Below are 13,178 nucleotides of genomic sequence, written 5' to 3' on the forward strand. Positions count from 1 at the left end.
TCATCCGGGCCATTTATTTTAGGGATATAACACTATGAGCTTTCAAGAAAAAAACGGAATGCCGTCTATCATGGATGCATTGGTGCCGATGGTGGTTGAACAAACTTCCCGCGGTGAACGTTCGTATGACATCTATTCCCGCCTTTTGAAAGAGCGTGTGATCTTCCTGACCGGTCAGGTTGAAGATCATATGGCGAACCTTGTTGTTGCACAGCTGCTGTTCCTGGAATCAGAGAACCCTGATAAAGACATTTTCCTTTACATCAACTCACCGGGTGGTTCGGTGACTGCAGGTATGTCTATTTACGACACTATGCAGTACATTAAACCAGACGTGAGCACGGTTTGTATGGGTCAGGCATGTTCAATGGGGGCTTTCCTGTTAGCGGGTGGCGCGAAAGATAAGCGTTACTGCCTGCCGAACTCACGTGTGATGATTCACCAGCCACTTGGCGGTTTCCAAGGTCAGGCGTCCGACATTCAAATCCACGCGCAAGAAATTTTGACCATCAAGCAAAAGCTGAATACTTTGTTGGCTGAGCACACGGGTCAACCGCTGGAAGTGATTGAACGCGATACTGATCGTGACAACTTTATGGCTGCACAGGATGCAGTGGACTATGGTCTGGTTGACGCAGTACTGAATAAACGCGATTAATTATTAATTCTGAGACAGTTAGGTTCGTCTGACACTTCCTGTCTCTGAATTGAGTCTCTCGGTGCTCGGAAAAATTCCCCGAGATGTTATAGACTCAGATCATGGTAAACATGGGCTAAGGCCTAAAGAGGTTAGCGAATGACAGACAAGCGAAAAGACGGTGGCAGCGGTAAACTGCTTTACTGCTCTTTCTGCGGCAAAAGCCAGCATGAAGTACGCAAGTTAATTGCTGGACCTTCTGTTTATATCTGCGATGAGTGTGTTGACCTATGTAACGACATCATTCGTGAAGAAATAAAAGAGGTCATGCCTAAGCGCGACAGTAACGAGCTTCCGACTCCGCAAGAGATCCGCGCGCACCTGGATGATTACGTTATCGGTCAAGATCGGGCGAAGAAAGTATTGTCTGTAGCGGTATATAACCACTACAAACGTCTTCGCAATGGCGACACAACAGCCGATGGCGTTGAATTGGGTAAAAGTAACATCCTTCTGATTGGTCCTACCGGTAGCGGTAAGACACTGTTGGCTGAAACGCTGGCGCGCTTTTTGGATGTGCCGTTTACTATGGCTGATGCCACGACATTGACCGAAGCGGGTTATGTGGGTGAAGACGTTGAAAACATCATCCAGAAACTGCTTCAGAAGTGTGATTACGACGTGGCAAAAGCAGAACGTGGCATCGTATACATCGATGAAATCGATAAGATTTCACGTAAATCTGACAACCCATCTATCACCCGCGACGTATCGGGCGAAGGTGTTCAGCAGGCGCTGCTGAAACTGGTTGAAGGTACGATTGCTTCTGTTCCACCACAAGGTGGCCGTAAGCACCCACAACAGGAATTCCTGCAGGTCGATACCTCCAAGATCCTGTTCATTTGTGGTGGCGCGTTTGCCGGTCTCGACAAAGTGGTAGATCAGCGTGTGGCGAAAGGCAGTGGTATCGGCTTTGGCGCGGAAGTGCGTTCAAAAGATCAGGAAGCGACACTGAGCGACCTGTTTAGCAAAGTAGAACCAGAAGATTTGGTGAAATACGGTCTTATTCCGGAATTCATCGGTCGTCTGCCAGTGAGTGCGATTCTGGGTGAACTTGATGAAGATGCATTAGTGCAGATTCTGCGTGAACCAAAGAATGCGCTCACTAAGCAGTATGGCGCGCTTCTGGAACTGGACGGCGTTGAGCTAGAGTTCCGTGACGATGCACTGACAGCGATTGCGAAGAAAGCCATGGATCGTAAAACAGGTGCTCGTGGCCTGCGTTCGATTGTGGAAGCAGTACTTCTGGACACCATGTATGACCTACCATCAAGCAAAGACGTGACCAAGGTTGTCATTGATGAGTCAGTCATTAAAGGTGAGTCTGATCCACTGCTGATTTATGAAACATCAGAAAATCAGGCGGCAGGCGCGGAGTAAAACGTTGATAGGGTCTGTTGACCTTTGGTGATGATTTTTGCAGCAGTTTGTGGGGATTTTATGCAAGGCAGAGGCTTCGATGTGTAGCAAGCCTACATGAGAAGCCGATAACGTAGCAGAAATTCCCCACAAATGCTGCCCGAAGGGTTCTGCTCTAAGCGTTTTATGCTTTGTTGAGGTGTATTTGCTTAGAGTACTAGGCGGCACACACCTCGTCGCGCCTAAAACGCTTAGAGCTAGAACAAAATTTAACCACCAAAGGTCAACAGACCCTAGGGTTAAGTTGCTTATTTAACCAACAAAATATCGAAAAAAAGGGAGCGTGGGCTCCCTTTTTTACTTTCTGCTGACTATGCCGTTGAATCCTGACAATCTATCCCCATATACTCAGTAATAACGAAAACGGAAGAGAGAAAAATATGAACTTGGAGCGTTCCGAGCGCATTGAAATTCCGGTCCTGCCTTTGCGTGACGTGGTTGTTTATCCTCACATGGTTATCCCGCTTTTCGTGGGACGGGATAAATCCATTCGTTGCCTTGAAGCAGCGATGGACAATGATAAGCAGATTCTTTTGGTAGCGCAGAAAGATGCCGCTACTGATGACCCATCAATCTCAGACCTTTATCAAGTTGGTACTGTCGCTTCGATTCTCCAGTTGCTGAAGTTGCCCGACGGCACAGTGAAAGTGCTGGTGGAAGGCTTGCAGCGTGCGGAAGTTAAAAAGTTCCATGAAGATGACTTCTTCACCGCTGATGCTGAATACATGTTGACGCCAGAGATGGATGAGCGCGAGCAGGAAGTGCTGGTGCGTACTGCGATCAGTCAGTTTGAAGGTTTTATCAAACTGAACAAGAAGATCCCACCTGAAGTGCTGACGTCACTGAATGGTATTGAAGAGGCCGCGCGCCTTGCAGACACCATTGCTGCGCACATGCCTTTGAAACTCAATGATAAACAGCAAGTGTTGGAGATCATTGATATTGCTGAGCGCCTCGAGTTCCTGATGACCATGATGGAATCAGAAATCGATCTGCTTCAGGTTGAGAAGCGTATCCGCAGCCGCGTTAAGAAGCAGATGGAAAAGAGTCAGCGCGAGTACTATCTCAACGAGCAGATGAAAGCTATCCAAAAAGAATTGGGTGAGCTGGATGACGCGCCTGACGAATTTGAAAGCCTGAAGCTGAAGATTGAAGAATCTAAGATGCCTCAGGAAGCCAAAGAAAAAACCGAGCAAGAACTGCAGAAGCTGAAGATGATGTCGCCTATGTCGGCAGAAGCGACTGTGGTTCGAAGCTATATCGACTGGATGGTGAGCGTGCCATGGTCGAAGCGCTCGAAAGTGAAGAAAGACTTGGCGAAAGCCGAAGAGATTCTGAATTCAGACCACTATGGCCTTGAGCGCGTAAAAGAGCGCATCCTTGAGTACTTGGCGGTACAAAACCGAGTGAACAAGCTTAAAGGACCTATTCTGTGTCTTGTAGGGCCTCCAGGCGTGGGTAAAACCTCTCTCGGTCAGTCAATTGCAAAAGCAACAGGCCGTAAGTACACCCGCATGGCACTGGGCGGCGTGCGCGATGAAGCGGAAATCCGTGGTCACCGTCGTACTTACATCGGCTCTCTGCCGGGTAAGCTTGTCCAGAAAATGGCTAAAGTTGGTGTGAAGAACCCACTGTTCTTGCTGGATGAAATCGACAAGATGTCTTCTGATATGCGTGGCGACCCGTCTTCTGCGCTGTTAGAAGTGTTGGATCCAGAGCAAAACAATGCATTCAACGACCATTATCTGGAAGTGGATTACGATCTGTCTGACGTCATGTTTGTGGCGACGTCGAACTCGATGAATATCCCTGGCCCACTGCTTGACCGTATGGAAGTGATTCGTCTGTCGGGTTACACCGAAGACGAGAAGCTGAACATTGCTAAGCAGCACTTGGTTGATAAGCAAGTTAAGCGTAACGGCCTTAAGCCAAAAGAAGTTGAAATCGAAGATTCAGCCATCATTGGCATCATCCGCTACTACACCCGTGAAGCGGGTGTGCGCAACCTTGAGCGTGAAATCTCTAAGCTGTGCCGTAAAGCAGTGAAAGAAATTCTGCTGAACAAAGACACTAAAACCATCACCATCAATCAGGACAACCTGAAAGACTACCTTGGTGTTCAACGCTTTGACTTCGGTAAAGCGGACGAGAGCAACCGTATTGGTCAGGTGACAGGCCTTGCGTGGACGCAAGTCGGTGGCGATCTGCTGACCATTGAGACTGAGTCAATGCCCGGTAAAGGTAAGCTGACACAAACCGGTTCTCTGGGTGATGTGATGCAGGAGTCGATTCAGGCAGCAATGACGGTTGTTCGTACCCGCGCTGAGAAGCTTGGTATTAATAACGACTTCTATGAGAAGCGTGATATTCACGTACACGTGCCAGAAGGTGCGACGCCGAAAGATGGCCCAAGTGCCGGTATTGCGATGTGTACGGCACTGGTTTCAAGCCTAACAGGTAACCCTGTGCGCGCTGATGTGGCGATGACAGGTGAAATTACACTGCGTGGTGAAGTGCTGCCAATCGGCGGTTTGAAAGAAAAACTGCTGGCTGCACACCGTGGTGGCATTCAGACGGTTATCATCCCGAAAGAGAACGAACGTGATCTCGAAGAGATTCCAGATAACGTAAAAGCAGACTTAGACATCCATGCTGTGCGCTGGATCGACGAAGTTCTCACTCTTGCATTACAAGACAATCCTCTCGGAATCGAGCTTGTAACCCCACAAAAGAGTGACGTGCAGCAAAATTAAGCAACGTAAAGCGCTGACAGTCGGTAAAAGGCTTGTCAGCTTTTTTTTTGAGGGCTAAGTTAATTAAAACGCTGCAAGCCCTTCATTCATAACAGCTACAGCGTTTTTAAGTCTTGTTTGATAACTACTGGTACCGAAAATGTCGGCTGCCGCCGCAAAGAATGGGATTTGTGGTTCGTTTGTAAAGGGGATGAAAAAGTGAACAAGTCGCAGTTAATTGATAAAATTGCAGAAAATGCTGATCTGTCTAAAGCATCAGCAGGTCGCGCTCTAGATGCACTGATTGAAGCTGTATCAGATAGCCTGAAAGAAGGCGACCAAGTCGCGCTGGTTGGTTTCGGTACTTTCTCAGTTCGTGAGCGTTCAGCACGTACTGGCCGTAACCCTCAAACTGGTGCGGAAATCAAGATTGCAGCTGCTAAAGTCCCAGGCTTTAAAGCTGGTAAAGCTCTGAAAGACGCGGTTAACTAACCTTAAACGTCTCGTTTTGCTCTTTGTCGCAGCAGTCCTAGTTTTAAGCTGTAAAGTATGCGACATCAGCGTATAATCAGGCTCAATCAGAGTGTAAAGGCGCATCTCTCGATGCGCTTTTTTAGTTTTAGAACCAACCTTCTTGCACCTTCAGGTTGATTGGTTTATACCGAAACAACTCCTCTTGATAAGAATTGACTGTGTACACGAATGTGTATCGGCCATTTGCTGTGCAAGAGAGGGTATGTGAAAGACGAACGTTTCAATAAGCAGGAGTGACGGCGCGTTATGATGGAGCGACTACGCGAAGGCGTAAACAGCATCGCGGTTAAGATCATCTTAGGCCTTATTATCTTTTCCTTTGTTTTCGCTGGTGTTGGCGGCTACCTGGCAGGTGGCACGGTAGTACCTGCTGCGACAGTGGGCGATCAAGAAATTAGCCGCAATCAATTCGAGCAAGCTTACCAAAATGAGCGTGCACAGATGCAAGCACAGGCCGGAGACTTCTTCTCTACTCTGTTGGGTGACCCGAACTACCTGGCACAATTCCGCCGCAATGTACTGGACCGTATGGTGAATCAGGCGCTGCTGGATCAGGAAGCCAAGGACCTCGGTCTACGAGTCAGTGATGCACAAATCAAACAGTCTATTCGTGATATGCCAGCATTCCGTGGCGCAACAGGCTTGTTTGACAACGATTTGTATCTGGCAGCACTTCGCCGTAACGGTCTAACACCTGATCAGTTTGCGGAGTATGTACGTCAGGATCTGGTTCGCGAGCAGTTTGTTAATGCACTGATCAGCAGTGAATTCGCATTGGAAGGTGAACTTGAGTCCCTTTATAAGCTCGAAGGTCAAACGCGCATGGTTCGCACACTGACTTTGCCTCTGGCTGATTTTGCTGAAAAAGCGGATATCACCGAAGAGCAGAAACAGGCTTACTACGAGCAAAACCCGTCTCAATTTGTTCGCCCAGAACAGTTTAAGATTGCCTATGTTGAGTTGTCTGGTGAAGGCATCGCTGACGTTGCTGATGTAACGGAAGAAGAAGCGCAAACTTACTACGATGCCAACAAAGCAAACTATGGTACTGCTGAGCAGCGTAAAGTCAGTCACATTATGATTCAGGGTGACGACGATGCGGCAAAAGAAAAAGCAGAAGCGGTACTTGTTGAGCTGAAAGGCGGTGCAGACTTCGCTGAACTGGCGAAAACCCGCTCTGATGATACCTTCAGTGCCGAACAAGGTGGTGAACTGGACTGGTTCGACAAAGGTGTGATGGATCCTGCGTTTGAAGAAGCGTCATTTGGGCTGGAGAACAAAGGCGATGTTTCTGGCGTGGTTAAGTCTGATTTTGGTTTCCACATCATTAAGTTGGATGACGTGAAGCCATCGGATGCTAAACCTTTTGCTGAAGTTCGTGATGAAATCATGGCTCAACTGAAACAAAATCACGCGGTAGAGAAGTTTTATTCCCTTTCGAACGAGCTGGCTGAAAAAGCATTTGAAATGCCAGACAACTTGGAAGATGCCGCTGAGTCAGTCAATGCGAAAGTTGAGAGAACAGATTTCGTGTCTCTGTCTGAACTGCAAGGTGCACTGGCTAACCCATTGGTTGCCCAGGCGCTGCAACAACCAGAGGTGCGTGAAGACGGCCTGAACTCTGACATCATCGAAATTGCCCCAGAGCATGTTGTGGTGGTTCGTGTCGACGAAGTTCGCCCTGAAACGATACTGCCTTTTGCTGAGGTAGAAGCTCAGGTAACAGAGCAACTGAAGCGTCAGGAAGGCGAAAAAGCCGCTGAAGCGTTGGCAAATACACTGGTTGCTGAACTAAGCGACGGCAACGACGCAAGTCTGAATGCTTCAGGTTACGCGTTTGGCGAAGAAGCAGAGCTGGCGCGCGTTTCTCCTGAGCGTGAAACAGTAGAGCTGGCATTTACCATGAAAACGCCGGTAGAAGGCAAAGCGGAATACGGCTTTACCCGTAACGTCAATGGTGATGTATTGTTAGTGGCGCTTGATTCAGTGAAAGAGCCTGCGACTGAAGAAATCAGCCTACAAAGCCAGATGGCAGAGCGAGTGGCGCGTAGCACAGCGAACATCGATCTGGAGTCTGTTATCGCGCAGTTGAAAGAAAACACTGAAGTGACTTACACACTGGATGCTGTTGAGCAATAAATCAATCCAACTTGATTTGATTGCCAAGCGACTGTAATTGATAAGTTGCATCAACGGGGGACTTTACGTCCCCCGTCGTTTTTTTATCCCTTCCAATGGCATGTCCCAAGCCGATCTGTATCTTTGTGAAACATTTTAAACAACACAATGGAAACAGATATGAAATCAATTCTATCGGCAATCTTTTTTGCCATCACACTGATACTTTCGCCTTTGGCATCAGCTCAGGATGGTGCGCTGGTTGCACCAGCAGAAGTGAATATTAACACCGCTGAAGTCGAAGAGCTCGACAAGTATTTGGATGGTGTTGGGAAAGCAAAAGCCCAAGCGATCGTAGATTACCGAAACACCAATGGTGCATTTGAATCGGCAGATGATCTGAAAGGCGTGAAGGGTATTGGCGATTCAATTGTTGAGAAGAACCGCGACCGCATCGTGCTCTGATCTCAACAGGCCCTAGTATCCTTATTGGTGTTTGCTGGGGAGCACGTTCTCCCCAATTTTCGCTATCCACGATTATACCCACAACCTGAAGATGCTCTCATTCAGAGGCATTTTCAGGTTGTGTGTGTATAGGGCTTGAGAAATTCGGCTGACGACAACAGAATGAGTAAAGAACTGTTCTAATGACATCAAGGAAGCCATGAGTCAGAAAACAAGCCATTTCTTTGCCCATCTCGCGCGTATGAAGCTTATTTATCGCTGGCCGCTGATGCGCAATGTCTCTAATGAAAACATCTCCGAGCACAGCCTTCAGGTGGCGTTTGTCGCCCATGCGCTGGCACTGATAGAAAATAAGAAGTTTGGTGGGCAATACTCGCCAGAGCGTGTCGCCCTTCTTGCCATGTTTCATGACTGCAGTGAAGTGCTGACAGGTGATCTGCCCACACCTATTAAGTACTTCAATCCAGCCATTGCGGATGAATACAAAAAGATTGAGCGTGTTGCGGAAGACAAATTGGTTGGCATGTTGCCGGAAGAGTTCCGGGAAGACTACAGGCCGCTTATCGATAGCGAGGCCATCGATGACGATGATTATCGTTTGGTGAAACAAGCTGATGCGATTTGTGCCTATTTAAAATGCCTTGAGGAACTTTCTGCGGGGAACCACGAATTTCAGCAGGCGAAACGTCGTTTGGAAACAACCATGAGTGAGAGGGGTAGCAAAGCGACCGAATATTTCATGACGACCTTTGCCCCAAGCTTTGAGCTTTCTCTGGATGAAATCAGCGATGACTGAACTGACACTTTCACTGGAATGGGAAGCGCGGCTTGCCGAAGAAAACAAAAAGCGTCGCAACGACAAGCGTTCTGTGTTCCAGCGTGATCGTGCCCGGATTCTCCATTCCGCAGCGTTCCGACGTCTTCAGGCAAAAACGCAGGTACTTGGCGCGGAACATAGCGAGTTTTACCGTACGCGCCTGACGCATTCGCTCGAAGTGTCACAAATAGGTACCGGTATTCTTGCCCAAATCAAAGAGAAACAGCCCGAGTTTCGTGATATCTTGCCTTCAACCAGCTTGATGGAAAGCTTGTGCCTTGCACACGACATTGGCCATCCGCCTTACGGTCATGGTGGTGAAATCGCGCTGAACTATATGATGCGCAACGACGGCGGCTTTGAAGGAAACGCGCAGACCTTTCGCATCGTTACCTTACTTGAGCCTTATACCGAACATGACGGCATGAACCTCGCCCGTCGTACTTTGCTGGGGTTATTGAAATATCCGGCGCCGATTGCATCCATATTGCGCTCAGCGCTTCCGCCTGATGTTGTCGAGTTTCGTCACCTGAAAGCCTCGGAGTGGCACCCTGCAAAAGGCATCTATCAAGATGACCTGGACCGGTTTAACTGGGTATTGGATGGCATGTCTGAAACCGATGCTACTCTGTATACTTCACTGAGAATGGCACCAACGCAAAACCAACATGGCCGTACCCGTTATAAATCGCTGGATTGTTCGATCATGGAGCTGGCGGATGACATTGCTTACGGCGTTCATGATCTCGAAGATGCCATTGTGATGGGTATTGTTCACCGCGACCAATGGCAGGAAGCAGTAGCCAGCAAACTGGCGGAGTGTGGTGATCCTTGGCTGGAAGAGAACATTGGGCATTTGAGCGATCAAATGTTTGGTCCACATTATGAACGAAAAGATGCTATTGGTGCATTGGTCAACACTCTGCTGACATCCATAGCGATTGAGCCTTCTGTGCAGGACGGTGTGAACCGCTTTGACGATCCCTTGCTTCAATGGAACGCCAAGCTGACAGATATCATGGATACGGTATTGTCAGTGCTGAAAGCCTTTGTCAGTGAGTTTGTGGTACAGAAACCAGAACTTCAGGTGGTTGAATACAAAGGTCAGCAACTGGTGATGGAGCTTTTTGATGCGTTTGATGCCGATCCACAAAGGTTGCTACCTGTTGCGATTCGCGCCCAATGGCAACAGGAAATAGCCGAAGGAAAAAGCGGTCGCCGCACCATCGCGGATTACATATCCGGGATGACAGATGGTTATGCGCAAAGGCTTCACGCGACCATGTTTACCGCATCAAGTCACGGACCACTGTATCCGATTCGATAGATTTTAGGTCCTAGGGAAAGAAGATCCTAGGAAGAGCAAAGAGCGGTCCTAGATCCTAGATAAAGCAAAAGCTTGACGTCGTAGCTGCAACTTTAAAATCTTTGTAGGACCCTAGGACCCTAGGACCCTAGGACCCTAGGACCTATCTTTCCCCCCATAATGCCGCTCAAACACACCGGGCGGCATTTGTTTTATCTGAAACTCAATCATTTCATTGAAAGCATTCATTAGCGGCTTGAAAGGTTCGCTGTCGCCCGCCATCGCTGACAGGGCGTAGAAGCCGGCCTCGACGGTTGAAAGGCCACCGTCGATTGGGGATTTTCGTATGCGGTAATTTCCGCTCTGGATATCATCCAGCTTCACGCAAGGAAGTGCCTGCAGGTTTTTGGAGAGCTGATACATTTTAAAGGCTTTTCGCCAGGTACCGTCGAGCAGAATCAAACCGCGGCGTTTGCCAGTGTCAACGTGCCAGTCCCTAATCGGCTCAGATGTTTCAGCTGGGTAGAGCAGGGTATAATGAACATCGCTGTCCAGAAGTTCATTAAGCTCATCATTGTCACTGAAGTCTTCTCCTACGATGAGTCGACAGTTAGGGAGCGACAGGGAAAGAATACGCGCCGTACCGATGGGCTGCTTAACCTCTGAAGGGTGCTGGAGGACGATCACAGGCATATCACTTTCAATCTTCTGGATGAAAGGGCAGATGCAGGCTTTGTTGGCTTTTCCGCACTGCGGACAATATCGACTGGCTTTCTGGTTCATGACCACGGTACGCTATAACTTACTAATATCACGAAGCTTGGAGCACATATTGGCTCATCTTAGGTTTGTTGGCTTGCTTGCCATCATCATACTGATTGCCCAAATTCCTATCATTCACCAACTCATGGTGTGGGATCGCACAGATATTCTTGCTGGGCAGTGGTGGCGAATCGTAACAGGAAACCTGACGCACACCAATTTTATCCATCTTGCCATGAACCTGACAGGGCTGGTGGTACTCACTTTTCTTCATCGCGAATACTATGGCAGCCGAAGCCTTATTCCCATGATTTGGGTGATGATGGTCGTGATAGGCGCGGTCATGTTCGTCAGTCCTTTTGATTGGTACGCTGGGCTATCAGGTGTCTTACATGGCTTGTTTGTTTGGGGTGTGGTGCGGGATATCCAGAACAAAGTACCTCTGGGATGGATTATGCTTGCAGGTGTGATAGTAAAACTCGGATATGAAGCTTATACGGGCGGAGATGCAATGACTGCGGATTTGATAGAAGCAGGTGTTGCCTATCAGGCGCATGTGGCAGGCGCGTTAGTTGGGATGGCTTTTGCGCTGGTATGGAAAGAAGGTCCTGGGCAGAGCGGTCCTAGATCCTAGGGAAATCAAAAGCTTGACGTCTTAGCTACGACTTTAAAATCTCTATAGGACCCTAGGACCCTAGGACCCTAGGACCCTAGGACCCTAGGACCCTAGGACCCTAGGACCCTAGGACCTATTATCTTACTGACGATACGTCGACAGGAATCTCTCGAAACGGCCAATCGCCATTTCCAAATCATCCACACGCGGAAGTGTCACGATACGGAAGTGATCCGGTTTGTGCCAGTTAAAACCCGTACCATGAACCATCAACACTTTTTCCTGCAGCAAGAAGTCCAGCATCATTTTTTCGTCGTTATGGATGCTGTATTTCTTGGTGTCGATTTTTGGGAACAGGTACAGCGCACCTTTTGGTTTCACACAACTGATACCAGGAATTTGGTTTAGCAGTTCCCATGCCTTATCACGTTGTTCCAGCAAACGGCCACCTGGCAGAATCAGTTCATTGATACTCTGGTAACCACCCAACGCGGTTTGGATTGCATGCTGCATCGGCACGTTTGCACACAAACGCATTGACGCCAGCATCTCCAAGCCTGCGATATAGCTTTTCGCCAGATGGCGGGGGCCTGACAGGATCATCCAGCCAGAGCGGAAGCCACACACGCGATAGGATTTCGACAGGCCACTGAAGGTTACGCAGAACACATCCGGTGCCAATGGCGCCATAGAATGGTGTTGAGCACCGTCATACAAGATCTTGTCGTAGATTTCATCGGCGAAAATGATCAGGTTGTTCTGACGGGCGATTTCCGCAATCTCTAATAGGAAATCACGGCTGTAAACCGAACCCGTTGGGTTATTTGGGTTGATCAGCACGATACCTTTGGTATTTGGCGTGATCTTAGCTTTGATGTCATCCAGATCTGGATACCAGTCCGATTCTTCATCACACATGTAGTGAACGGGTTTACCGCCAGACAGTGATACTGCCGCTGTCCACAGTGGGTAGTCAGGAGAAGGTACCAAGAGTTCGTCGCCACCGTTCAGCAGCGCCTGCATTGCCATTACGATCAGTTCTGAGACACCGTTACCGAGGTAAACGTCCTCAACATCCAAATCCAGCATGCCGCGTTTTTGGTAGTGCTGAACCACCGCTTTACGCGCCGAGTAAATTCCTTTGGAATCACAATAACCCTGAGAAGTTGGCAGGTTTCGGATCACGTCTACCAGAATTTCATCTGGTGCGTCGAAACCAAATGGTGCCGGGTTGCCGATGTTCAATTTTAGAATTTTGTGGCCTTCTTCTTCGAGGCGTTTTGCCTCTTTCATCACTGGGCCACGTATGTCGTAACAAACGTTGTCCAGCTTGGTCGACATCCCGATTTCTTGCATCTTGGTTCCTGAGCTTAAAAATTGCTGTTTTGCAGTAAATTACACTAATAAAAGTCGATTTATAAGTAGTCAATAGTAAGAAATGGCGAAAACACCTAAAATCAGTGATTAAATCCTAAGTATGGGTGTTTTGTTCTGTTGAAGGTGAGTTTCGTCACAATTGATAGTGTCTTAGTCCTAATTATCAAAAGGAAATGTTGGTAAAAATCGGATGGATGAGCGCACGTGATTCCCCGTTTTATAGGCTGCTACAAGTTATTTGGCCTTCCAGAGTGGTCGTAGCAAGTAAAAATGGCTGGGGATTAATTTTTTTAAAAGTAGCACGTGAAATTGATCTAGATGAAAGCAATGAATGC

The 13,178-nt window shown here is 48.2% G+C and carries 11 protein-coding genes; 9 read left to right on the top strand and 2 right to left on the bottom strand.

Annotation, left to right across the window (positions count from 1 at the left end):
- The first annotated feature begins 34 nt into the window (after window positions 1-34).
- The 8 genes from clpP (at window position 35) to GMA8713_RS00725 (ending at window position 10,109) form a co-directional block, all read left to right on the top strand.
- Entirely contained in the window at window positions 35-658 is a 624-nt protein-coding gene (gene clpP, locus GMA8713_RS00690) for an ATP-dependent Clp endopeptidase proteolytic subunit ClpP (protein WP_062704751.1), read from the top strand.
- Between the two features lie 138 nt (window positions 659-796).
- Window positions 797-2,077, top strand: a complete 1,281-nt coding sequence (gene clpX / locus GMA8713_RS00695) for an ATP-dependent protease ATP-binding subunit ClpX (protein ID WP_062704753.1) — start codon at window positions 797-799, stop codon at window positions 2,075-2,077.
- 419 nt (window positions 2,078-2,496) lie between these two features.
- On the top strand, window positions 2,497-4,869 hold the full coding sequence (gene lon, locus GMA8713_RS00700; protein WP_062704755.1) for an endopeptidase La: 2,373 nt from the start codon (window positions 2,497-2,499) through the stop codon (window positions 4,867-4,869).
- Between the two features lie 198 nt (window positions 4,870-5,067).
- Window positions 5,068-5,340, top strand: coding sequence for a nucleoid-associated protein HU-beta (hupB, locus tag GMA8713_RS00705; protein ID WP_062705075.1), 273 nt, complete (start codon window positions 5,068-5,070; stop codon window positions 5,338-5,340).
- Window positions 5,341-5,628: 288 nt separating this feature from the next.
- Window positions 5,629-7,521: a peptidylprolyl isomerase gene (ppiD, locus tag GMA8713_RS00710; RefSeq protein ID WP_062704757.1), complete on the top strand. Its 1,893-nt coding sequence runs from the start codon at window positions 5,629-5,631 to the stop codon at window positions 7,519-7,521.
- Window positions 7,522-7,680: 159 nt separating this feature from the next.
- Entirely contained in the window at window positions 7,681-7,965 is a 285-nt protein-coding gene (locus tag GMA8713_RS00715; protein WP_062704759.1) for a ComEA family DNA-binding protein, read from the top strand.
- 199 nt (window positions 7,966-8,164) lie between these two features.
- On the top strand, window positions 8,165-8,761 hold the full coding sequence (gene yfbR, locus GMA8713_RS00720) for a 5'-deoxynucleotidase (protein ID WP_062704761.1): 597 nt from the start codon (window positions 8,165-8,167) through the stop codon (window positions 8,759-8,761).
- Window positions 8,754-10,109: an anti-phage deoxyguanosine triphosphatase gene (locus GMA8713_RS00725; protein WP_062704763.1), complete on the top strand. Its 1,356-nt coding sequence runs from the start codon at window positions 8,754-8,756 to the stop codon at window positions 10,107-10,109. Before yfbR ends, GMA8713_RS00725 begins: the two co-directional genes overlap by 8 nt.
- A gap of 135 nt (window positions 10,110-10,244) precedes the next feature.
- Here the strand turns inward: GMA8713_RS00725 and GMA8713_RS00730 are convergent, their stop codons facing one another.
- Window positions 10,245-10,871, bottom strand: coding sequence for a tRNA-uridine aminocarboxypropyltransferase (locus GMA8713_RS00730; protein WP_062704765.1), 627 nt, complete (start codon window positions 10,869-10,871; stop codon window positions 10,245-10,247).
- Between the two features lie 49 nt (window positions 10,872-10,920).
- On the opposite strand from GMA8713_RS00730, the gene rrtA reads away from it, so the two are divergent.
- Window positions 10,921-11,484 carry a rhombosortase gene (rrtA, locus tag GMA8713_RS00735; RefSeq protein WP_062704767.1) on the top strand — a complete coding sequence of 188 codons (564 nt, stop codon included), beginning with the start codon at window positions 10,921-10,923 and terminating at the stop codon, window positions 11,482-11,484.
- 123 nt (window positions 11,485-11,607) lie between these two features.
- Here the strand turns inward: rrtA and GMA8713_RS00740 are convergent, their stop codons facing one another.
- Entirely contained in the window at window positions 11,608-12,822 is a 1,215-nt protein-coding gene (locus tag GMA8713_RS00740) for a pyridoxal phosphate-dependent aminotransferase (RefSeq protein WP_062704769.1), read from the bottom strand.
- Window positions 12,823-13,178 lie beyond the last annotated feature (356 nt).

It is taken from the genome of Grimontia marina (genome assembly GCF_900060185.1).
Classification (GTDB): domain Bacteria; phylum Pseudomonadota; class Gammaproteobacteria; order Enterobacterales; family Vibrionaceae; genus Enterovibrio; species Enterovibrio marinus.